The following is a 21,587-nucleotide window of genomic DNA, read 5'->3' on the forward strand; positions in this document are numbered from 1 at the left end:
CAAGACGTGGCGTTCCGTTATTTATGCAGTTGTTGATTTTTATATAAAAAAAGCAACATACTGCGACATGGCCAGCCACTCCCAAAGCACCCAGGAAGACGCCATCCTCGCGCTGGCAGCTGAGCACCCGCTGCTGCGGGCACGCGAACTGCGCGAGCGCGGGCTGCCGACGATCGCACTCAGCCGACTGGTGGGCGCCGGCAAGCTCGAACGCGTCGCTCGCGGCGTCTACAGCCGGCCGGGGCGCGCAATCAGCGAGCATCGCTCGTTGGCCGAGATTGCGCTGCGCGTCCCGCGCGGTGTGGTGTGCCTGCTGTCGGCGCTGCGGGTGCACGGGATCGGTACGCAAGCCCCCTCCGAGGTTTGGCTGGCCCTTCCATCCAACGTGCCCGCCCCACGCATCGACCAGCCGGCCCTGCGCGCGATCCGCATGTCCGGTCCGGCGCTCACCGAAGGCATGGAGCATCTGCTGATCGACGGCGTGCAGGTTCCAGTCTTCAACGCGGCGAAGACCGTTGCCGACTGCTTCAAGTACCGCAACAAGATCGGCTTGGACGTGGCCCTCGAGGCACTGCATGACGGCTGGGCGCAGCGCAAGCTGACCATGGACGCGCTCTGGCACTACGCGAGCGTCGATCGGGTCGCCAATGTGATGCGCCCCTATCTCGAAAGCGTCACCCTATGAGTCGCAATGTCGCCGCGTCTGTTCGAGCGCGCCTCAAGCAAATCGCGGACTTCTCGAAGCAGGATTTCAATGCTCGACCTCAACGGCGCGAGCAACGACGCCGGCACAGTCGAGGAACTCTGTGGGGCGTACCAGACACTGCCGCAGTGGAGGCGCCCGAGCCAACAACGTTCGCTGCCTTCATCGCCTGGCTGACGGCCCGGGGCGCGCAGCGACGGGTGATCGCGCTGATGGCGGAATTCGCCGCGATGGCAGGTTCGCGCCGCATCGACTTCCTGCACCTCACGTTGCCGCAGATCTACAGCATCGCTGGCAGGATCCGGACCATGCGGGCCAAGCAGCACGGTGGAAGCACTCGCGTCGAGAGCGTCGGCATCACGCCGAAGATGGAGGAACTGGTGCGAAGGCTGCGGGCGTTCCGAGGCCGGATGGGTGCTTGCACGTCTTCACGACCCGCGACGGCAATCCATACACTGACACCGGTTTTGCTTCGACCTGGCAGCGAGCGATGGCCAAGGCGTTGGAAGACAAGGTGATCGCGCGCCGATTCACCTTTCACGAGCTGCGGGCCTACTACACCACGCAGCACAAGGCTCAATATGGCGCGCTGCCCAAGCTGCATGCGGATGCGAAGACAACGGCGCGGGTGTACGACCGATCGCGAGTATCGGTTTGGAAAGATCTCTAGGGCCACTCCAAGTGGAACCGGCGCCGGGGTCCGTCAATCGTGAGCATGAGCGTGCTCAGCACATCTCGACCCAGCAACCCGTCGAATCCTTCGTTGTGAAACTCCCGCCCCAGCACCTCTAGCGCACGGATGTGATGAGGGCTGTCGCCGAATCCAGGCGCGCAAATGCGAAGACTAGCGCCGTAGGTATTGCACGCCGCCCCGGTCACGTCGGTAGTGATCGTCCGAACCGGCGCGGCGCCGCTCACAGGGATGTTCAACGATCGCATGTGTATCTCTGCGACTGTTGTGGTATCCGCCCCCGTGTCTATCAACATCTGCACGGTAATCGGTGGAGGGATGTTCATCCCTTGGGACATCATCCATTTCTGGAGCGGCTCGCTCAGACCTACTTGGACGTCGACGATAGGCCCACGGACGCCGAATGGACCTCGGATAGACGGCACTAGCCTAGATCGCGAGTGAAATGAGCGGCAGCAAGATCCTCGGTCACCTTCTTGACGAAGAATCGCTCAAGTCCGAATTTTTGATATGCCCAATCGAGCGCGCCCTCGTAGGTTCTCGCGTAGTGAACTGGGTTAGCGCCTCGAATAACCACAAACTGGCCGTCATGCTTTGTCAGCATCTCAGGCAACCGTGCGCAATAGGTCTGAAACTCCGTCTGGAGGTCAACCGTCATAGCGACTTCCGAAACCGTTCATGTGATCTCCTCTTGGCAAGTTGTGAACCGGCTGCCCACAAGGTTATCCAAAGCCACCATACTGAATCTACATCCAGCAGGGACCCAAATCAATCAGAGATTTCGCCGCGCCAGCACGATCATTGCTTGCATGTCGCGAAATAGACGAATCCCACGACGGGAATAAAACGACAAAGGCGCTACAACTTTGAAAGTTGTAGCGCCTTGTGGAATTTGGTGGCCTGGGGCGGAATCGAACCACCGACACGCGGATTTTCAATCCGCTGCTCTACCAACTGAGCTACCGGGCCTTGGTGTGCAGCCCGCGATTATACAGCGCTTCTGCGCCCTCGCGAAAGATCGACGCCAAGTTGCTTGAGTTTTCTGTACAGATGGGTGCGCTCGAGCCCGGTCTTCTCGGCCACGCGGGTCATCGAGCCGTTCTCCATCGCGAGGTGGAATTCGAAGTACGCCTTCTCGAAGCCGTCGCGCGCATCGCGCAGCGGGCGGTCGAGGTCGAAGCTCTGGGTCGACTGCGGACCCAGGTCGGCAGCCGGCTGCATGGGCGCGGCAGGCACCAGCGCGCTGTCGCCCACCGTCGTGACGACGGCGGCGAAGCTGCTCGCGGGCGGCACCACGCTGGCCGCGGCGCGGCGGGCGCTTTCGCGCGCCAGGCCCTGCTCGACCGCCTTCAGCAGCTTCTGCAGGGTGATCGGTTTCTCGAGGAAGGCAAAGGCACCGATGCGCGTGGCATCGACCGCGGTGTCGATCGTCGCATGGCCGCTCATCATGACCACCGGCATGCTCAGCAACCCGGCCGCCGACCACTCCTTGAGCAAGGTCACGCCATCGGTGTCCGGCATCCAGATGTCGAGCAGGACCAGGTCGGGACGGGCCCGCTGTCGCGCGGCGCGCGCTTCGGCCGCGTTCTCGGCGAGCTCCACGTTATGGCCTTCGTCATTGAGAATTTCGAAGAGCAGGTCCCGGATGCCCAGCTCGTCGTCGACCACGAGGATGTTTGCCATGTGTGCTTGAGTTGTGCGCGTTGTAGTTAGAGTAATCAGTTCGTTTGCGGATCCACGCCCGCCCGGCGCCGCCAGCGCTCAGAGAAGGGTGGATGACTTCGAATCTTCGGTGTGAGCGACCGCTCCCTGCGGCTGTGCTGCAAGCGCGAATGATAACGAGACTTGCGCACCCGCCACAGCCCCCTCGACCATGCGGTTGGAAAGTTCGATCCGGGCGCCGTGCTCGTCCGCGATCTTCTTGACCACCGCCAGGCCCAGCCCGGTGCCCTTGGCCTTGGTCGTGACGTAGGGCTCGAAGGCCCGCTTGAGGATGTGCTCGGCGAAACCGGCACCGCTGTCCTGCACCGTGAGGCGCACCCGCTGGCCGGATTCACCAAGCCGGGTGCGGATCACGACCTCGGCGGCCTGCCCGGTCCGCCCGGCATTCGCCTCGGCCGCGTCCTGGGCGTTTTGCAACAGGTTGTGAATCACCTGCCGGATCTGCTGCTCGTCGGCACGGATCGGCGGGCAGCGCTCGTCGAGCTCGGGGCGCAGCGCCACCGTCGCGTTCTCGTGCGGATAGAGATGCAGCACGTCCAGAACCAGCGCGTTCAGGTCGACCGGCCGGAGGTCGGCGGCAGGCAACCGCGCATAGTCGCGAAACTCGTTGACCAGCCGCTTCATGGCATCGACCTGGTCGACGATGGTCTTGACCGACTTGGTGAGGATCGCCTGCTCGGGCTGGGCGACCTTGCCCGAGAGCTTCATCTCGAGCCGTTCGGCCGAGAGCTGGATCGGCGTCAGCGGGTTCTTGATCTCGTGCGCCAGCCGCCGCGCCACTTCGCCCCAGGCCTGCGCGCGCTGGGCCGAGACGATTTCGGAGATATCGTCGAACACCAGCAGCCGCTCGGCGCCCGGCAGCTCGGCGCCGCGGGCCACGATGTTGATCGTGTCCTGCCCCATGGCGTCGCCGCCGGCATGCAGTTCGAAGGCGTGCTGCCAGTGGTCGAGGCCATGCTGCAGCCGCTCGACCTCGAAATCGTCGAACTGCTGCTGCACGTTCTGCGCGAATTCCGCCAGGCCCGGGACCTCGGCCAGCTGCTGGCCTTCGAAGGCCGCCAGCGGCGCCCGCAGGACGCGGGTCGCGCCCGGGTTGGTCGAGCGGATGAAGCCGCGGGCGTCGAGCACGATCACGCCCGAGGTCAGGTTGTCCAGGATGGTCTGCAGGTTCGAGCGGGCGGCATCGAGCTCGCCCATGGTCTTCTCGACCACGCTGCGCGCATCGGCCAGCTGCTGCGTCATGACCGCGAAGGAACGCGTGAGCCCGCCGAGCTCGTCGCGGCCCTGGAGCACCGCGGTGGGCCGCAGGTCGCCGGCGGCCACTTGGCGCACGCCATCGGCCAGCACCAGCAGCGGCCGGGCCAGCTGGGTGCCGAACAGCACGGCCAGCAGCACGGCACCGAAGACCGCCAGGAACAAGGTCAGGGTCAGCGTGCCGATGTACATCCGGCGCAGGCCCTCGCGCGCCAGCGCCCGCTCCTGGTACTCGCGGTTGGCCTCCTGCACCGCCAGGGCATTGCTCACGACCGCCGGCGGCAGCGGCTGGGTGACCTGCAAAAAGCGCGGCTCGGTGTTGAACTCGAAGCCCTGGCTCTGCACCAGCGCCAGCGCCCTGACGCTGGCGACCGGTGCCGGCGCACCCGGCATCGGCGTCTCGTCGAGTCCCTCGATGTGGGCGACGGCGCGATCGCCGCGGACCTGCCGCAGCTGCTGCTGGTTCGGCCGCTCGGGGCTCAGCTGGAAGCGCGAGGCGCCCGCGCTGGCCACCAGCTGGCCGCTGCCGGTCCAGAGGATGACGTCGGTGGCGCCCAGCTGGTCGCGGATGCGTTCGAGCACCAGCCCGGCGCGCGCGTCCGGCACGTTGGCCAGCTGCGCGCTGGCGGTGCGTGTCTTGTTCGCGAGGTCGTCGGCCAGCGAGTCAAGCGTGGCGCGCCCCAGGTTCAGGCCGGCGTCGAGCGCCCCTTCGACCTTGACGTCGAACCAGCTCTCGATCGAGCGGGCGACGAACTGGTAGGAGACCACGTACACCAGCAGGCCCGGCACCACGCCGACCAGCGCGAAGATCATGGCCAGGTTGATCAGCAGCCGGCTGCCGAACTTGCCCTGCCGCAGCCGGCGCAGCAGCCGGAACGCGACCCAGCCGATGACGATGACCAGCACCGCCGCCACCACCACGTTGATGCCGAACAGGCGGGTGTAGTTGCGCTCGTAGAGGGCCCGGTTGTTGGTGGCCTGCGCCAGCAGGAACATCAGCACCAGGCCGATCGCCGTGACCAGCGCGGCCACCACCCCGATGGCCCAGCGGATGGCACGCGATCGCCGCGCCGCCGGCGACGCCCGCGGCGCGACCCGCGGGTCGGTGCTCACTTCGACTTCTCCAGCGGCAGCCGGGCGTTCTTCTCGACCGAGATGTTCCAGTCGCTCTGGCCGACCGCGCCGATCTGGAACGGCCGCGGCAGCTGGGAGGTGTCGAGCCGGAAGCGGAAGCTCACGGCATGCGAGGGGTCGTCACCGATCTCGGCCAGGTCGCCAAGCCGCAGCCGGCCGACCCGGCTGATGACCTCGAGCGCATCGGCCAGGGTGTCGAAGTTCTGGTTCAGCGAGACGCCGAAGCCGGAATTGGTGATGGGAACGGGGGACACGTTGAGGCGCCATCGGCGGGTCAGGGGCTGGTAGGCCAGCCGCATGTAGCGCGCCGCCTGAGCCACTTTGAGATCGGTCCAGTACCAACGTTCCCGGTACAGCTCGGCTTCGGCCACGAAATAGATCGCGATGCCCTTCTCGAGCACCTCCTCGACCACCGGCGCCAGGTCGAACTGGACCTGGGCCGTGAGGTAGACGCCGTCGTCGGCCTGCTCCAGCCGCAGCTGCGTGATCGCCGCGTTGCGCGCGTCGGCCCGTGCGGTGCCGGTCAGCCAGGCCGACAAGGCAACGACGAGGATCAGGAGCGCAGCCAGCCGCACCGGCCAGCGCCTTTCAGCGGGGCAGCTTTTCAAGCAGCGCGTAGAAGAAACCGTCGTGGTCACCCAAGGCATTGTCCGGGACGCCACGCGCATTCCCGCCGCTTTGGGGCAGCAAATGGCCCGGCGAAGGCAGCAAACGGGCATCGGTGTTGTGTGCAAGGAACGCCTCGATCTGGTGCGCACCTTCCTCGAAAAACACCGAACAGGTGCAATACAGCAGGCGCCCGCCCGGCCGGACCAGCGGCCACAGGCCGGCCAGCAGCATCGCCTGCTGGAGCGCCAGCTGCTCGATGTCGCTTTCGCGCCGCAGCCAGCGCACGTCGGGGTGGCGGCGGACGATGCCCGAAGCGGTGCATGGGGCGTCGAGCAAGATGGCATCGAAAGCCCGGCCGTCCCACCAGTCGGCCGGGCGCGAGGCGTCGGCGACCACGACCTTGGCGCCGAGGCCGAGCCGCGCCAGGGTCTCGTCGATGCGCCGGGCGCGGACCGGATCGACTTCCAGCGCCGTGACCTCGATGGCCGCACTGCCGGCCGCCTCGAGCAGGTGCGCCGTCTTGCCGCCCGGTGCCGCGCAGGCGTCCAGCACCCGCAGCGGCGCATCGCGGCGCAGGTCGAGGCCGGACAGCAGCAAGGGGGCGGCGACCTGGGCCGCCGCATCCTGCACCGAGCATTCGCCCTCGGCGAATCCGGGAATCTGGCTCACCGGCCGGGCCCGCGCGAGCTGCAAGCCGCTGGCGGCGACCGGCACCGACGCCAGCTGCGCGGCCGCCAGGCCCTGGCGGAAGGCGGCGACGCTGGTCTTGCGCAGGTTGACGCGCAAGGTCATCGGCGCCTGGTTGTTGTCGGCCGCCAGCACGCGCTGCCAGTCGCGCGGATGCTGGCGCTTCAGCCGCTCGATCCACCAGCGCGGGTGGTTCCACTGCGCGACCGGTTCGCGGTCGGTGATGGACACCAGCTCGTCGCGCTCGCGCAGGAAGCGCCGCAGGCAGGCGTTGACGAAGCTGGCCTGGGCCCGGGTTCCCGGATTGCGCTTGGCGGCCTCGACCGCCTGGTCGACCAGCGTGAAGGGCTCGTAGGGCGAACGCTCGCCGTCCCAGGCCAGGGCCAGCGCCGTGCACAGCAGGGCGTCGGCCGCCGGCGGCGGGGTCCGCTTGGCCAGCTGGCGCCGCAGCGCCTCGGCCCGGCCGAGCCAGCGCAGCACCTGGAAACCCAGCGCCTGGACGCCCGGACGCAGGCCCGGCTCGACGGCCTCGAAGGCGACCGAGCCCGACACGCCGGCGCGGATCGAGGCGAGCGCCGCGGCGGTCAGCTGCAACTGGCGCCACAGCGGCGGGGAAGCCTGTGGCGAATCGGAAATGGGGTCTGAATGATCTGGCAACTTGGGTCGATGGTAAGGGCGCTGGGGACAAGGAGGGCGGCGTCGCCGGCCGAGCGGCTCAGCGCAACGGGGCCGCAGGCCGCAGCTGCATGATCCACGCCACCATGAGCGCTGGAAACTGGCCGATCGCCGCGTTGTACTGCGCCACCGCCAGGTTGAACTGGCCGCGGGCGATTTCCGCCGCGGCGGAAGGCTCGGGCCAGGCGATCGGTGCGCTGTCGGGCAGCAGCTCGTCCTTGCCGTTCAGCGGCGCGGGACGCGACAGCGTGCCGTCGGCCTCGAAGCTGACGACCGCCTCCGGATGCAGGCGCTGCCAGGCCGCCACCATCACGTGCAGGGCGGTGCCCAGCGCGGCGATGCCGGCCGGGTCGAGCGCCCGCAGGCGGGTGGCGGCCAGCAAGGTGGCGAGCTGGCCCGAGGCCGCCTGCAGCGAAGCATCGGATGGCGGTTCGGCTCCCGCTGCATCGGTCGTATCGGCCTCGGCCGCACGCGCCTGCACGAACTCGAGCTGGCGCACCAGCGCGGCGTCGAGCGTCGCATAGGCCTGCAGGGCGCCCGAACGCAGCCGCATCAGCCGGTTGTAGGCGCCGACGAACCAGAACAGCGCCAGCGCGCCGCCGATCCAGAACGGCAGGGAGTCCGGCATGCCGTTCATGGCGCGGGCTTCCGTGCCAAAGAAAAAGAAAAAGCCCCCGATCCGCGGGCGGAAAGGGGGCTTCGGATTCCGGTCATGGCCGGAGATGCTAACCAGTTATTCGGTCGCGGTGCCTTCGCTGGCATCGACCGTGGTGATCGCCTCTTCGGTCGCGCTGCCGGCGCCGGCCAGTTCGGCCGCTTCCGACTCGGCGATCGCGCGGCGCTCGGCCTCGTCCATCGCGTCCTTGACCTTGCGTGCCTGGTGGTACGCCATGCCGGTGCCCGCGGGGATCAGGCGGCCGACGATGACGTTTTCCTTCAGGCCGCGCAGCTCGTCGCGCTTGCCCATGATCGCGGCTTCGGTCAGCACGCGCGTCGTTTCCTGGAACGATGCGGCGCTGATGAAGCTGTCGGTCGACAGCGATGCCTTCGTGATACCCAGCAGCAGGTTGGTGAACGTCGCGGGGATCTTGCCAGCGGCGCGCAGGGCGTCGTTGGTGTTGAGCATCTCGCTGCGTTCGACCTGTTCACCGGCGATGTAGTTGGTGTCGCCGACGTTCTCGACCACGACCCGGCGCAGCATCTGGCGAACGATCACCTCGATGTGCTTGTCGTTGATCTTCACGCCTTGCAAGCGGTACACGTCCTGCACTTCGTCCACGATGTAGCGCGCCAGTTCTTCCGAACCCAGCAGGCGCAGGATGTCCTGCGGGTCCGCCGGGCCGTCGACCACGCTCTCGCCCTTGTTCACCACCTGGCCTTCGTGCACCAGGATGTTCTTTTCCTTCGGCACGAGGTCTTCCCAGACGGTGCCTTCGGGATCGGTGATCTGCAGGCGGATCTTGCCCTTGGTCTCCTTGCCGAACGACACGGTACCGGTCATCTCGGCCAGCATGCCCTTGTCCTTCGGCGAACGGGCTTCGAACAGCTCGGCCACGCGCGGCAGACCGCCGGTGATGTCGCGGGTCTTCTGGCCTTCGACCGGAATCCGCGCCAGCACTTCGCCGGGGCCCACGTCCTGGCCGTCACGCACCTGCACCAGCGCGCCGATCGGGAAGCCGATCGTCACCGAGTGGTCGGTGCCGGGGATCTTGACCTCGGCGCCCGAGGCGTCGATCAGCTTCACTTGCGGACGCACGACCTTGGCAGCGCCGCGGCGCTTCGGGTCGATCACGACCAGGGTCGACAGGCCGGTGACTTCGTCCACCTGCTTGGCGACCGTGAGGCCTTCCTCGACGTTCTCGAACTTCGTCTTGCCGGCGAATTCCGTGATGATCGGGCGGGTCAGCGGGTCCCAGTTGGCCAGCACGTGGCCGGCCTTGATGGTCTGGTCGGCCTTCACTGCCAGGATGGCGCCGTACGGCACCTTGTGGCGTTCGCGCTCGCGGCCGTGCTCGTCATGGATGACGATTTCGCCCGAACGCGAGATCACGACCAGCTCGCCCTTGCTGTTGGTCACGTAGCGCATCGTGGCGTTGAAGCCGATCGAACCGTTCGACTTGGCTTCGACGCTCGAGGCCACCGCCGCACGCGACGCCGCACCACCGATGTGGAAGGTCCGCATCGTCAGCTGCGTGCCGGGTTCGCCGATCGACTGGGCGGCGATCACGCCGACCGCTTCGCCGTTGTTGACCAGGCCGCCGCGGCCGAGGTCGCGGCCGTAGCACTTGGCGCAGATGCCGAAGCGCGTGGCGCAGGTCAGCGCCGTGCGCACCTTGACTTCGTCGACGCCGTCGGCTTCGAGCGCTTCGATCAGGTCTTCGTCGAGCATGTCGCCGGCGTTGGCCAGCACCGCACGCGTTTCCGGGTGCAGCACGTCCTCGGCCGCGGTGCGGCCCAGGATGCGGTCGCGCAGCGATTCGATGACTTCACCGCCTTCGACGATCGCGCGCATCACGGCACCTTCGTGGGTGCCGCAATCCTGCTCGATCACGACCAGGTCCTGCGTCACGTCGACCAGGCGGCGCGTCAGGTAACCCGAGTTAGCGGTCTTCAGCGCCGTGTCGGCCAGACCCTTTCGGGCACCGTGGGTGGAGATGAAGTACTCCAGCACGTTCAGGCCTTCGCGGAAGTTCGCCGTGATGGGCGTCTCGATGATCGAGCCGTCCGGCTTGGCCATCAGGCCCCGCATGCCGGCCACCTGGCGGATCTGCGCGGCGGAACCGCGAGCGCCCGAGTCGGCCATCATGTAGATCGAGTTGAACGACTCCTGCTCGACTTCCTTGCCGTGGCGGTCGGTGACGGTCTGCTTCGACAGCTTGGCCATCATGACCTTCGACACTTCGTCGCCGGCCTTGCCCCAGATGTCGACCACCTTGTTGTAGCGCTCGCCGGAGGTCACGAGACCGGAGACGTACTGCTGCTCGATCTCCTTCACTTCCTTGGCCGAGCGGTCGATGATGCCGTGCTTTTCAGCGGGCACCAGCATGTCGTCGATCGCGATCGAGATACCGGCCTTGGTCGCCAGGCGGAAGCCGTTCTGCAGCAGCTTGTCGGCGAAGACGACGGTCTCTTTCAAACCGCACTTGCGGAACGAGACGTTGATGAGCTTGGAGATCTCCTTCTTCTTCAGCGCCTTGTTGATGTTCGAGAACGGCAGGCCCTTGGGCAGGATCTCGGACAGCAGCGCACGGCCCACGGTCGTGTCCACCAGCGAGGTCGACGGCACGAACTCGCCCGTTTCCTTGTCCTTGGTGTACTCGGTGATGCGGACCGCGACCTTGGCGGTGAGCTCGACCACGTTGGCGTCGAGCGCGCGCTGGACTTCGCCGATGTCGGAGAAGACCAGGCCCTCGCCCTTGGCGTTGATGCGGTCACGGGTCGTGTAGTACAGGCCCAGCACCACGTCTTGCGAAGGAACGATCGACGGTTCGCCGGAAGCCGGGAACAGCACGTTGTTGGAGGCCAGCATCAGGGTGCGGGCTTCCATCTGCGCTTCGACCGACAGCGGCACGTGGACGGCCATCTGGTCACCGTCGAAGTCGGCGTTGAAGGCCGCGCAGACCAGCGGGTGCAGCTGGATCGCCTTGCCTTCGATCAGGATCGGCTCGAAGGCCTGGATGCCCAGGCGGTGCAGCGTAGGCGCACGGTTCAGCATCACCGGGTGTTCCTTGATGACTTCTTCAAGGATGTCCCAGACCACCGGCGTGCCGGATTCCACTTCCTTCTTGGCCGCCTTGATGGTGGTCGCGATGCCCATGGCTTCGAGGCGCGAGAAGATGAAGGGCTTGAACAGCTCGAGCGCCATCAGCTTCGGCAGGCCGCACTGGTGCAGCTTGAGCGTCGGGCCCACCACGATGACCGAACGGCCCGAGTAGTCGACGCGCTTGCCCAGCAGATTCTGGCGGAAGCGGCCGCTCTTGCCCTTGATCATGTCGGCCAGCGACTTCAGCGCGCGCTTGTTGGCGCCCGTCATGGCCTTGCCGCGACGGCCGTTGTCCAGCAGCGAGTCGACCGCCTCTTGCAGCATCCGCTTCTCGTTGCGCGCGATGATCTCCGGCGCCTTCAGTTCGAGCAGGCGGCGCAGGCGCGAGTTGCGGTTGATGACGCGGCGGTACAGGTCGTTCAGGTCGGAGGTCGCGAAGCGGCCGCCGTCCAGCGGCACCAGCGGACGCAGGTCCGGCGGCAGCACGGGCAGCACTTCGAGCACCATCCAGTTGGGCTTGATGCCCGACTTGCGGAAGGCTTCCAGCACCTTGAGGCGCTTGGAGTTCTTCTTGACCTTGACTTCGGAGCCGGTCAGGTCGCCGCGCAGCTTCTCGATCTCGCTGTCGATCTCGATGCCTTCGAGCAGGTCCTTGATGCCTTCGGCGCCCATCTTGGCGACGAATTCATCGCCGTATTCCTTGCGCTTCGCGTCATAGTCGTCCTCGGACATGATGCCGAACTTCTTCAGCGGGGTCATGCCGGGGTCGGTGATCACGTAGGCTTCGAAGTACAGCACGCGCTCGATGTCGCGCAGGGTCATGTCGAGCACCAGGCCCAGACGCGACGGCAGCGACTTCAGGAACCAGATGTGGGCGCAGGGCGCGGCCAGGTCGATGTGACCCATGCGCTCGCGACGCACCTTGGTCTGCGTGACTTCGACGCCGCACTTCTCGCAGATCACGCCGCGGTGCTTCAGGCGCTTGTACTTGCCGCACAGGCACTCGTAGTCCTTGATCGGGCCGAAGATCTTGGCGCAGAAGAGACCGTCGCGCTCGGGCTTGAAGGTCCGGTAGTTGATCGTCTCGGGCTTCTTCACCTCGCCGAAGGACCACGAACGGATCTTCTCGGGCGATGCCATGCCGATGCGGATGGCATCGAAATGCTCGTCCGGCGTGAATTGCTTGAACAGGTCGAGTAATGACTTCATGTGACTCTTTCCTTGTTGGCTTATGAGCGTTCCAATTCAATGTCCAAGCCCAAGGAACGAATTTCCTTGACCAGCACATTGAACGATTCCGGCATGCCGGCTTCGATCGAGTGTTCGCCCTTGACGATGCTCTCGTAGACCTTGGTACGGCCCACCACGTCGTCGGACTTCACCGTGAGCATTTCCTGCAGCACGTAGGCGGCGCCGTAAGCTTCCAGTGCCCACACTTCCATTTCACCGAAGCGCTGGCCGCCGAACTGGGCCTTGCCGCCCAGCGGTTGCTGCGTGACCAGCGAGTACGGGCCGGTCGAGCGGGCGTGCATCTTGTCGTCCACCAGGTGGTGCAGCTTCAAGAAGTGCATGTAGCCGACGGTGACCGGACGCTCGAACTGGTCGCCGGTGCGGCCGTCGTACAGGTAGGCCTGGGTGCGGGTATCGGTCAGGCCCTTGAGCTTGGCGATCTCGTCCGGGTAGGCGAGCTTCAGCATGCCGCGGATCTCGTCTTCCGAGGCGCCGTCGAACACCGGCGTGGCGAAGGTCGCGCCGCTCGACAGGTTGGCCGCCATCTCGAGCACGTCGGAGTCGCTCAGCTTGCCGAGGTCTTCCTTGCGGCCCGAGCCGTTGTACATCTCTTCCAGGAACTTGCGCAGCTCGGCCACCTTGGCCTCTTGCTGCAGCAGGTCGCCGATGCGCTGGCCGATGCCCTTGCCGGCCCAGCCCAGATGCACTTCGAGCACCTGCCCGACGTTCATCCGCGAGGGCACGCCCAGCGGGTTCAGGCAGATGTCGCACGGCGTGCCGTCGGCCATGTGGGGCATGTCTTCGACCGGAACGATCTTCGACACCACACCCTTGTTGCCGTGGCGGCCGGCCATCTTGTCGCCGGGCTGCAGGCGGCGCTTGACGGCCAGGTAGACCTTGACCATCTTCAGCACGCCCGCGGGCAGCTCGTCGCCCTGCGTGAGCTTCTTGCGCTTTTCTTCGAACGCGAGGTCGAAGCTGTGGCGGGTCTGCTCGAGCGAGTTCTTGATCGATTCGAGCTGGGTCGCCACTTCGTCTTCCGCCGGGCGGATGTCGAACCAGTGGAACTTCTCGATCGACGTCAGGTACGCCTTGTCGAGCTTGGTGCCCTTGGCCAGCTTGTTCGGGCCGCCATTGGCGACGCGGCCGGTCAGCAGCTTCTCGATCCGGTCGAAGGCGTCGGCCTCGACGATGCGCAGCTGGTCGTTCAGGTCGAGGCGGAAGCGCTTCAGCTCGTCGTCGATGATCTGCTGGGCGCGCTTGTCGCGCGTGATGCCTTCGCGGGTGAACACCTGGACGTCGATCACGGTGCCCTGCGAGCCCTGGTCGACGCGCAGCGAGGTGTCCTTCACGTCGGAAGCCTTCTCGCCGAAGATCGCGCGCAGCAGCTTCTCTTCAGGCGTCAGCGTGGTCTCGCCCTTCGGCGTGACCTTGCCCACCAGCGTGTCGCCCGGCTGCACTTCGGCGCCGACGTAGATGATCCCGGATTCGTCCAGGCGGTTGAGCTGCTGCTCGGCCAGGTTCGGGATGTCGCGCGTGATTTCCTCGGCACCCAGCTTGGTGTCGCGGGCCATCACGACCAGTTCCTCGATGTGGATCGAGGTGTAGCGGTCTTCGGCGACCACGCGTTCGGAGATCAGGATCGAGTCTTCGAAGTTGTAGCCGTTCCAGGGCATGAAGCCGATCAGCATGTTCTGGCCGAGCGCGAGCTCGCCCAGGTCGGTCGACGCACCGTCGGCCACGACGTCGCCCTTGGCGATCTTGTCGCCGCGCTTGACGATCGGACGCTGATGGATGTTCGTGTTCTGGTTCGAACGCTGATACTTGATCAGGTTGTAGATGTCGACGCCGACTTCACCGGCCGTGGCTTCGGCGTCGTTGACGCGAACCACGATGCGGGTCGCATCGACGTAGTCGACGATACCGCCGCGGGTGGCCGTGACCACGGTGCCCGAGTCGACCGCGGAAACGCGCTCGATGCCGGTGCCGACGAACGGCTTTTCGGGGCGCAGCACAGGCACGGCCTGACGCTGCATGTTGGCGCCCATCAACGCACGGTTCGCATCGTCGTGCTCCAGGAACGGAACGAGCGAAGCAGCCACCGACACGATCTGCGCGGGCGACACGTCCATGTACTGAACGCGCTCGGCGCTCACCAGGATCGATTCGCCGGTTTCACGCGCCGACACCAGGTCGCCGGTCAGGCGGCCGTCCTTGTCCAGGGCCGCATTGGCCTGGGCGATGACGTACTTGCCTTCTTCGATGGCCGACAGGTAGTCGATGTCCATCGTGACCTTGCTGTCGACCACGCGGCGGTACGGCGTCTCGATGAAGCCGTATTCGTTCAGGCGGGCGTACAGGGCCAGCGAGTTGATCAGGCCGATGTTCGGGCCTTCGGGCGTTTCGATCGGGCACACGCGGCCGTAGTGGGTGACGTGCACGTCGCGCACTTCGAAGCCGGCGCGTTCGCGGGTCAGACCGCCCGGGCCGAGGGCCGAGACGCGACGCTTGTGCGTGATCTCGGACAGCGGGTTGGTCTGGTCCATGAACTGCGACAGCTGCGAGGCGCCGAAGAATTCCTTCAGGGCGGCCGAGATCGGCTTGCTGTTGATCAGGTCGTGCGGCATCAGCGGCTCTTGCTCCGCTTGACCCAGACGTTCCTTCACGGCCTTCTCGATCCGGGCCAGGCCGGTGCGGTACTGGTTCTCGGCCAGTTCGCCGACGCAACGCACGCGACGGTTGCCCAGGTGGTCGATGTCATCGACTTCGCCGCGGCCGTTGCGCAGGTCGACCAGGATCTTGACCACGGCCAGGATGTCCTCGTTGGTCAGCACCATCGGGCCGGTCGATTCGTCGCGGCCGACCTTGGCGTTGAACTTCATGCGGCCGACGCGCGACAGGTCGTACGTGTCCGGGTTGTAGAACAGGCGCTGGAACAGGGCCTGCACTGCGTCTTCGGTCGGCGGCTCGCCGGGGCGCATCATGCGGTAGATCGCGACGCGGGCGGCGAATTCGTCCACCGTCTCGTCGATGCGGAGCGTCTGCGAGATGTAGGCGCCCTGGTCGAGTTCGTTGGTGTAGATCGCCTGCACGTCCTGCACGCCGGCCGTGCGCAGCTTCTTCAGCAGCGCTTCGGTCAGCTCGTCGTTGGCCTTGGCCAGGATCTCGCCGGTGTCGGGGTCGACGATGTTGCGGGCCACGACGCGGCCGACCAGGAAGTCTTCCGGCACGCTGATGTGCGTGGTTTCAGACTGCTCGAGTTCGCGCGTGTGGCGGGCCGTGACGCGCTTGTCCTTGGCGACCACGACCTTGCCGGCCTTGTCCGTGATGTCGAAACGGGCCACTTCGCCGCGCAGGCGTTCGGCGACGAACTCCATCTGCGCGCCGCTGTCCATCAGGCGGAAGTTGTCGTTGACGAAGAAGTTCGCGAGGATCGATTCCGGGTTCAGGCCGATCGCCTTCAGCAGGATCGTGACCGGCATCTTGCGGCGGCGGTCGACGCGGAAGTACAGCATGTCCTTCGGGTCGAACTCGAAGTCGAGCCACGAGCCGCGGTAGGGAATCACGCGCGCCGAGAACAGCAGCTTGCCCGAGCTGTGGGTCTTGCCCTTGTCGTGCTCGAAGAACACGCCGGGCGAACGGTGGAGCTGCGACACGATGACGCGCTCGGTGCCGTTGATGATGAACGAGCCCTTGTCGGTCATGAGCGGCACTTCGCCCATGTAGACCTCTTGCTCCTTGACTTCCTTGACCACCTTCGACTGCGAGGTCGACGACTCACGGTCATAGATGATCAGCTGGACCTTGGCACGCACGGCCGAGGCGAAGGTGAGGCCACGAGTCTGGCACTCGCGGACGTCGAAAGCGGGCTTCGCGAGGTTGTACTCGAGAAACTTCATCTCGACGAAACCGTTGTGCGAGACGATCGGGAACGCTGCGTCGAAGGCAGCCTGGAGGCCTTCCACGGTCCGTTTCTGGGGCGCGATGCCGGCTTGCAGGAACGCGGTGTACGCGTCTTTCTGCATTTGCAGCAGGTAGGGGATTTCGACGACGCTGTCGCGGTTGCCGAAATTCTTTCGGATGCGCTTGCGTTCGGTGTAACTGTACGTGGACGTTTGGGCCATGAGAGCTCCGGAGCTTGAGATCTTCAGCGACGTGGTGAGGTGCGCGAGCACCACTCTCCTTGGCGGCTGGCCACTACCAGCCCTGGCGGACGGCGATGCGTTGCACATCGCCCGAACCAAGGGGGTCTTCTGCAGTCGGGGTCAGAAGACACTCAAAAATCGTCTTGTTTTCGCGTCAACAAGCCGACTTTTGGGTGCGCTCTGAAAGCGGCAAAGGCTGGAGGGCCTTGCAGCACCTCCAGCCCTCTGGGGAGACTGAATTACTTCAGTTCCACCTTGGCGCCAGCTTCTTCCAGCTTCTTCTTGGCGGCTTCGGCGTCAGCCTTCGACAGGCCTTCCTTGACGGCCTTGGGAGCGGCTTCCACCAGGTCCTTGGCTTCCTTGAGGCCCAGGCCGGTGATTTCGCGCACGGCCTTGATCGCCGACACCTTGTTCGCGCCAGCTTCCATCAGCATGACGTTGAATTCGGTCTGCTCTTCAGCCACGGCGGCCACGGCGCCGCCGCCGGCTGCGGGAGCCGACATTGCAGCGGCGCTCACGCCGAACTTCTCTTCGATGGCCTTGACCAGGTCGTTGAGTTCCAGGACCGTCATTGCGTCGAGCGCGGTCAGAAATGCGTCTTTATCGAATGCCATTTTTGTTTCCTAACAATTGGGTTGAATTTGTCAAACGCAAGGCTCAGGCAGCCTGCGCTTCTGCGGCGGGAGCTTCCGCCTGTGCTTCGCCACCACCACGCTTCTCGGCCAGCGCCGCGAGCACGCGGGCGGTACGAGAGATCGGGGATTGCATCAAGCCCAGCAATTGCGCCAGCAGCACTTCCTTGGAAGGGATGTTGGCCAGTTGCTTCACGCCTTCGACGTCCAGGGCCTTGCCACCGAATGCACCGCCGCGAATCACCAACTTGTCGTTGGTCTTCGCGAAGTCAGCCACCACTTTCGCGGCGGCCACGGCGTCTTCGGAGAAGCCATAGATCAGCGGACCGGTCATCTGGTCGCCGATGATCTCAAACGCGCTACCAGCGACAGCACGGCGTGCCAGCGTGTTCTTCAACACGCTGAGGGTCACACCCTTGCTGCGTGCATCGGTACGCAGTTTGGTCATATCGGCAACCGTGATGCCACGGTATTCCGCCATCACGAGCGTTTGAGCTTTTGCGGCGAGGCTGGTCACATCACTGATGACCGCTTCTTTCTCACTGCGATTCAGACTCAAGGTCTACTCCTTTTCAATGCGATCCTCGGCGGGAGCCTCGGATCGCGCTTCATGCAGCGACCAACTGTTCGGAACAAAAACACAAATTCCTTGCAGTGGGGTCGCCATCTGCGCTGGCTGCCCGGCAAAGGCCGGGTGATTAAGTGCAGGCGGCCTGCACACCAGCGGTCTTGGATGGCCCGAGGCAACCTGAAAAGCTGCCCCGACCCACCACATCCGCCTCACCGTTCGACCGGCGAGGCAAATCTCATATCAACGCTCAGCTTGCGGCGATGGTTTGCGTGTCCACGCGGACACCCAGACCCATCGTCGACGACACGGCCACCTTGCGCAGGTAGACACCCTTGCTGGTCGCCGGCTTGGCCTTGACCAGGGCGTCGATCAGCGCGGCGAGGTTGCCCTGCAGCTTTTCGTTGTCGAACGAACGACGGCCGATCGTGCCGTGCACGATGCCGGCCTTGTCGACGCGGAACTGGACCTGGCCAGCCTTGGCGTTCTTGACGGCGGTCGCGACGTCGGGCGTCACGGTGCCGACCTTCGGGTTGGGCATCAGGCCGCGCGGGCCGAGGATCTGGCCCAGCGTACCGACCACGCGCATCGCGTCCGGTGCGGCGATCACGACGTCGAAGGGCATGTCGCCAGCCTTCACCATCGCAGCCAGGTCGTCCATGCCGACGATGTCGGCGCCGGCGGCCTTGGCTTCTTCAGCCTTGGCGCCCTGGGCGAACACGGCCACGCGCTTGGTCTTGCCGGTGCCGTTGGGCAGCACGACGGCGCCGCGAACGACCTGATCCGACTTCTTGGCGTCGATGCCGAGCTGCACCGCGACGTCGATGGACTCATCGAACTTGGCGGTGGCGGCGTCCTTCACGAGCACGATCGCATCGGCCAGCGGGTACAGCTTGTTGCTGTCGACCTTGCCCACGAGGGTCTTTTGCTTCTTGGTGATCTTGGCCATTTACACGCCCTCCACATTCACGCCCATCGAGCGGGCCGAGCCGGCGATGGTACGAACCGCGGCGTCCAGATCGGCGGCCGTCAGGTCCTTCATCTTGGCCTTGGCGATTTCCTCGAGCTGTGCGCGAGTGATCTTGCCGACCTTGTCCGTGTGCGGACGTGCGGAACCCTTCTCGAGCTTGATGGCCTTCTTGATCAAGGTGATCGCCGGCGGCGTCTTGATGATGAAGGTGAAGCTCTTGTCGGCGAACGCGGTGATGACCACCGGCAGCGGCAGGCCCGGCTCGACGCCTTGGGTCTGCGCGTTGAACGCCTTGCAGAATTCCATGATGTTCAAACCGCGCTGGCCCAGTGCGGGACCGATCGGCGGTGAGGGATTGGCTTTACCAGCTGGGACTTGCAGCTTGATGAAGCCGACGATTTTTTTCGCCATGCTTTTCTCCTTGCGGGTGATGACGCCTGGGCTTGTTGGCCGCGGCTCCCCGGGGGTTAAACGACTCTGGAATCAAGACCCTGCGCCGAGTCGAAAAAGCGCAAGACCAAAAACGGGCGCTAGGTTTTTTCGACCTGAGCGAATTCGAGTTCGACAGGCGTCGCGCGGCCGAAGATCATGACCGACACGCGCACCTTGCTCTTCTCGTAGTTGACTTCCTCGACCGTGCCGTTGAAGTCCGTGAACGGGCCTTCCTTGACGCGGACGAACTCGCCGACGATGAACTCGACCTTGTGGCGGGGCTTCTCGGTGCCCTGCTGCATCTGGCCGACGATGTCCTCGACTTCCTTTTGCGAGATCGGGGCCGGGCGGTTCTTGGCGCCGCCGACGAAACCGGTCACCTTGTTGGTGTGCTTCACCAGGTGCCAGCTCTCGTCGTCCATGATCATCTCGACCAGCACGTAGCCCGGGAAGAAGCGGCGCTCGGTGGTGCGCTTCTGGCCGTTCTTGATCTCGACCACTTCTTCGGTCGGCACCAGGATGCGGCCGAACTTGCTTTGCATGCCGGCGCGGTTGATGCGCTCGAGGATGTTGCGTTCGACGGCCTTTTCCATGCCGGAATAGGCGTGCACCACGTACCAGCGCAGGTCCGGGTTGGCGGCGGGCGCCAGCAGCGGATTGATTTCCGGCGTGGCTTCTGCTTCGACGGCTTCGTCAGTCATTATTTTCTCCAGCCCAGAATGAGGTCGAAAAACACCCATTCGAGCGTCTTGTCGGTGAGCCAAAGGAAGATGGACATGATCGCCACGAAGGCGAACACGTAAGCCGTCATCTGGATCGTTTCCTTGCGGGTCGGCCAGACGACCTTCTTGACCTCGCGCCACGAATCGCGGCCGAAGGCCCACAGTTGGCGGCCGCTCTCGGAGCTTCCGAAAGCGCCCACGGCAGCAGCCAGGCCCACCAGCAAAGCGACCCACTGCACCACGGCACCCTGGCGCGCGAGCAGATAGAACGCCACGATGGCGCCCACCGCCAGCACGACGGCCGCGGCCAGCTTGGCCTTGTCCGCATTGGTGCTCACGGTTTCGATTTGAGAAGTGGCCATCTTGGGCTATGTTCCTGCGGCCTTGCGGCCTTCAAATTCAATGCGTCATTTCAGACGCCGAAGCCCGTCAGGACGTGACGGGCTTGTTTGCGGAGCCACCTAGGTGGCAGGGGCAGTAGGAATCGAACCTACAACCTTCGGTTTTGGAGACCGACGCTCTGCCAATTGAGCTATACCCCTGTGGAATCCTTGATCAGATGTCGAGGATCTTCGCCACGACGCCCGAGCCCACGGTGCGGCCGCCTTCACGGATGGCGAAGCGCAGGCCTTCTTCCATCGCGATCGGGTTGATCAGCTTGACCGTGATCGACACGTTGTCGCCCGGCATGACCATTTCCTTGCAGAACGTACACCTCGGCGGTGAAGTGCGTGTGCGGCTTGATCGAGCCCGGCTTGCACAGGACTTGACCACGCTCGACTTCTTCGCGCTTCGTGCCGCGCAGCAGCACGCCCACGTTGTCGCCCGCTTGACCYTGGTCCAGCAGCTTGCGGAACATTTCCACGCCGGTGCAGGTGGTCTTGACCGTCGGGCGGATGCCCACGATTTCGATTTCTTCACCGACCTTGATCACGCCGCGTTCGACCGCGCCCGTCACCACCGTGCCGCGGCCCGAGATCGAGAACACGTCTTCGACCGGCATCAGGAAGGTACCGTCCACGGCGCGCTCGGGCGTCGGGATGTAGGTGTCCAGCGCTTCGGCCAGCTTCATGATGGCGCCTTCGCCCAGCTCGCCCTTGTCGCCTTCCAGCGCCAGCTTGGCCGAGCCGTGGATGATCGGGGTGTCGTCGCCRGGGAACTCGTACTTGTCGAGGAGTTCGCGGACTTCCATCTCGACCAGCTCCAGCAGTTCCTTGTCGTCGACCATGTCGCACTTGTTCAGGAACACGATGATGTAGCCCACGCCCACCTGGCGTGCCAGCAGGATGTGCTCGCGGGTCTGGGGCATCGGGCCGTCGGCGGCCGAGCACACCAGGATCGCGCCGTCCATCTGGGCGGCGCCGGTGATCATGTTCTTCACGTAGTCGGCGTGGCCCGGGCAGTCGACGTGCGCGTAGTGGCGGTTGGCCGTTTCGTATTCGACGTGCGCGGTGTTGATCGTGATGCCGCGCGCCTTTTCTTCAGGAGCCGCGTCGATCTGGTCGTAGGCCTTCGCTTCGCCGCCGAACTTGGCCGACAGCACGGTGGCGATCGCCGCCGTCAGCGTCGTCTTGCCATGGTCCACGTGACCGATCGTGCCCACGTTGACGTGCGGCTTCGTGCGGGTGAATTTTCCTTTTGCCATTTTCT

The 21,587-nt window shown here is 65.1% G+C and carries 17 protein-coding genes, 2 tRNA genes and 1 pseudogene; 3 read left to right on the top strand and 17 right to left on the bottom strand.

All coding sequences use genetic code 11. The features are described 5' to 3' along the window. Positions 1–67: 67 nt before the first annotated feature. The 3 genes from AC1DF3_RS30425 to AC1DF3_RS30435 are packed head-to-tail and all read left to right on the top strand — an operon-like array spanning position 68 to position 1,373. A complete protein-coding gene (locus tag AC1DF3_RS30425) occupies positions 68–685 on the top strand; it encodes a type IV toxin-antitoxin system AbiEi family antitoxin domain-containing protein (protein WP_478141866.1) in 618 nt (205 codons plus the stop codon). Beyond that, complete coding sequence (locus tag AC1DF3_RS30430) at positions 682–1,221, top strand: hypothetical protein (protein WP_478141867.1); 540 nt, start codon at positions 682–684, stop codon at positions 1,219–1,221. Before AC1DF3_RS30425 ends, AC1DF3_RS30430 begins: the two co-directional genes overlap by 4 nt. Then, on the top strand, positions 1,194–1,373 hold the full coding sequence (locus tag AC1DF3_RS30435; protein ID WP_478141868.1) for a hypothetical protein: 180 nt from the start codon (positions 1,194–1,196) through the stop codon (positions 1,371–1,373). The genes AC1DF3_RS30430 and AC1DF3_RS30435 overlap by 28 nt, the downstream gene beginning before the upstream one ends. A 445-nt stretch (positions 1,374–1,818) precedes the next feature. On the opposite strand, the gene AC1DF3_RS30440 is transcribed toward AC1DF3_RS30435, so the two are convergent. The 17 genes and pseudogenes from AC1DF3_RS30440 to tuf form a co-directional block, all read right to left on the bottom strand. Next, positions 1,819–2,052: a hypothetical protein gene (locus tag AC1DF3_RS30440; protein WP_478141869.1), complete on the bottom strand. Its 234-nt coding sequence runs from the start codon at positions 2,050–2,052 to the stop codon at positions 1,819–1,821. Positions 2,053–2,287: 235 nt separating this feature from the next. After that, positions 2,288–2,363 (bottom strand) — tRNA-Phe (locus tag AC1DF3_RS30445). 18 nt (positions 2,364–2,381) lie between these two features. Next, entirely contained in the window at positions 2,382–3,077 is a 696-nt protein-coding gene (locus AC1DF3_RS30450; RefSeq protein ID WP_286520082.1) for a response regulator, read from the bottom strand. A 78-nt stretch (positions 3,078–3,155) separates the two neighbouring features. Next, positions 3,156–5,483 (bottom strand): sensor histidine kinase, encoded by a 2,328-nt coding sequence (locus AC1DF3_RS30455; RefSeq protein ID WP_286533742.1) that lies wholly within the window; start codon positions 5,481–5,483, stop codon positions 3,156–3,158. Next, positions 5,480–6,079 carry a DUF4390 domain-containing protein gene (locus AC1DF3_RS30460; protein WP_478141870.1) on the bottom strand — a complete coding sequence of 200 codons (600 nt, stop codon included), beginning with the start codon at positions 6,077–6,079 and terminating at the stop codon, positions 5,480–5,482. Before AC1DF3_RS30460 ends, AC1DF3_RS30455 begins: the two co-directional genes overlap by 4 nt. 13 nt (positions 6,080–6,092) lie before the next feature. Further along, the gene (gene rsmB / locus AC1DF3_RS30465; protein WP_286533738.1) at positions 6,093–7,457 is read right to left on the bottom strand and encodes a 16S rRNA (cytosine(967)-C(5))-methyltransferase RsmB; all 1,365 of its coding nucleotides are present in this window, start codon (positions 7,455–7,457) and stop codon (positions 6,093–6,095) included. Positions 7,458–7,515: 58 nt separating this feature from the next. After that, positions 7,516–8,112 (bottom strand): LemA family protein, encoded by a 597-nt coding sequence (locus AC1DF3_RS30470; RefSeq protein ID WP_478141871.1) that lies wholly within the window; start codon positions 8,110–8,112, stop codon positions 7,516–7,518. 96 nt (positions 8,113–8,208) lie between these two features. After that, complete coding sequence (gene rpoC / locus AC1DF3_RS30475) at positions 8,209–12,447, bottom strand: DNA-directed RNA polymerase subunit beta' (RefSeq protein ID WP_286533735.1); 4,239 nt, start codon at positions 12,445–12,447, stop codon at positions 8,209–8,211. Positions 12,448–12,467: 20 nt separating this feature from the next. After that, the gene (gene rpoB / locus AC1DF3_RS30480) at positions 12,468–16,592 is read right to left on the bottom strand and encodes a DNA-directed RNA polymerase subunit beta (RefSeq protein ID WP_286533733.1); all 4,125 of its coding nucleotides are present in this window, start codon (positions 16,590–16,592) and stop codon (positions 12,468–12,470) included. A gap of 260 nt (positions 16,593–16,852) precedes the next feature. Continuing rightward, positions 16,853–17,227, bottom strand: a complete 375-nt coding sequence (rplL, locus tag AC1DF3_RS30485) for a 50S ribosomal protein L7/L12 (protein WP_286520076.1) — start codon at positions 17,225–17,227, stop codon at positions 16,853–16,855. Positions 17,228–17,270: 43 nt separating this feature from the next. Beyond that, positions 17,271–17,804 carry a 50S ribosomal protein L10 gene (rplJ, locus tag AC1DF3_RS30490; protein ID WP_286520075.1) on the bottom strand — a complete coding sequence of 178 codons (534 nt, stop codon included), beginning with the start codon at positions 17,802–17,804 and terminating at the stop codon, positions 17,271–17,273. Between the two features lie 259 nt (positions 17,805–18,063). After that, entirely contained in the window at positions 18,064–18,762 is a 699-nt protein-coding gene (gene rplA / locus AC1DF3_RS30495; protein ID WP_286520074.1) for a 50S ribosomal protein L1, read from the bottom strand. After that, a complete protein-coding gene (rplK, locus tag AC1DF3_RS30500) occupies positions 18,763–19,194 on the bottom strand; it encodes a 50S ribosomal protein L11 (RefSeq protein WP_007831051.1) in 432 nt (143 codons plus the stop codon). A 119-nt stretch (positions 19,195–19,313) separates the two neighbouring features. After that, on the bottom strand, positions 19,314–19,916 hold the full coding sequence (gene nusG / locus AC1DF3_RS30505) for a transcription termination/antitermination protein NusG (protein ID WP_286520073.1): 603 nt from the start codon (positions 19,914–19,916) through the stop codon (positions 19,314–19,316). Beyond that, positions 19,916–20,299, bottom strand: coding sequence for a preprotein translocase subunit SecE (secE, locus tag AC1DF3_RS30510; RefSeq protein ID WP_286510936.1), 384 nt, complete (start codon positions 20,297–20,299; stop codon positions 19,916–19,918). Before secE ends, nusG begins: the two co-directional genes overlap by 1 nt. Before the next feature lie 104 nt (positions 20,300–20,403). Continuing rightward, positions 20,404–20,479: transfer RNA gene (locus AC1DF3_RS30515), tRNA-Trp, on the bottom strand. Between the two features lie 13 nt (positions 20,480–20,492). After that, a pseudogene (gene tuf / locus AC1DF3_RS30520) lies at positions 20,493–21,582 on the bottom strand (elongation factor Tu). Between the last annotated feature and the right edge of the window lie 5 nt (positions 21,583–21,587).

The organism is Variovorax sp. 10N432 (assembly GCF_056394465.1).

Bases quoted from the DNA above. Each gene is read 5' to 3' on its own strand.
- AC1DF3_RS30425 (WP_478141866.1), top strand. From the start codon at position 68: ATGGCCAGCCACTCCCAAAGCACCCAGGAAGACGCCATCCTCGCGCTG.
- AC1DF3_RS30450 (WP_286520082.1), bottom strand. From the start codon at position 3,077: ATGGCAAACATCCTCGTGGTCGACGACGAGCTGGGCATCCGGGACCTG.
- AC1DF3_RS30435 (WP_478141868.1), top strand. From the start codon at position 1,194: ATGGCCAAGGCGTTGGAAGACAAGGTGATCGCGCGCCGATTCACCTTT.
- AC1DF3_RS30470 (WP_478141871.1), bottom strand. From the start codon at position 8,112: ATGAACGGCATGCCGGACTCCCTGCCGTTCTGGATCGGCGGCGCGCTG.
- rplK (WP_007831051.1), bottom strand. From the start codon at position 19,194: ATGGCGAAAAAAATCGTCGGCTTCATCAAGCTGCAAGTCCCAGCTGGT.
- rpoB (WP_286533733.1), bottom strand. From the start codon at position 16,592: ATGGCCCAAACGTCCACGTACAGTTACACCGAACGCAAGCGCATCCGA.
- rplA (WP_286520074.1), bottom strand. From the start codon at position 18,762: ATGGCCAAGATCACCAAGAAGCAAAAGACCCTCGTGGGCAAGGTCGAC.
- rplL (WP_286520076.1), bottom strand. From the start codon at position 17,227: ATGGCATTCGATAAAGACGCATTTCTGACCGCGCTCGACGCAATGACG.
- secE (WP_286510936.1), bottom strand. From the start codon at position 20,299: ATGGCCACTTCTCAAATCGAAACCGTGAGCACCAATGCGGACAAGGCC.
- rpoC (WP_286533735.1), bottom strand. From the start codon at position 12,447: ATGAAGTCATTACTCGACCTGTTCAAGCAATTCACGCCGGACGAGCAT.
- AC1DF3_RS30440 (WP_478141869.1), bottom strand. From the start codon at position 2,052: ATGACGGTTGACCTCCAGACGGAGTTTCAGACCTATTGCGCACGGTTG.
- AC1DF3_RS30430 (WP_478141867.1), top strand. From the start codon at position 682: ATGAGTCGCAATGTCGCCGCGTCTGTTCGAGCGCGCCTCAAGCAAATC.
- nusG (WP_286520073.1), bottom strand. From the start codon at position 19,916: ATGACTGACGAAGCCGTCGAAGCAGAAGCCACGCCGGAAATCAATCCG.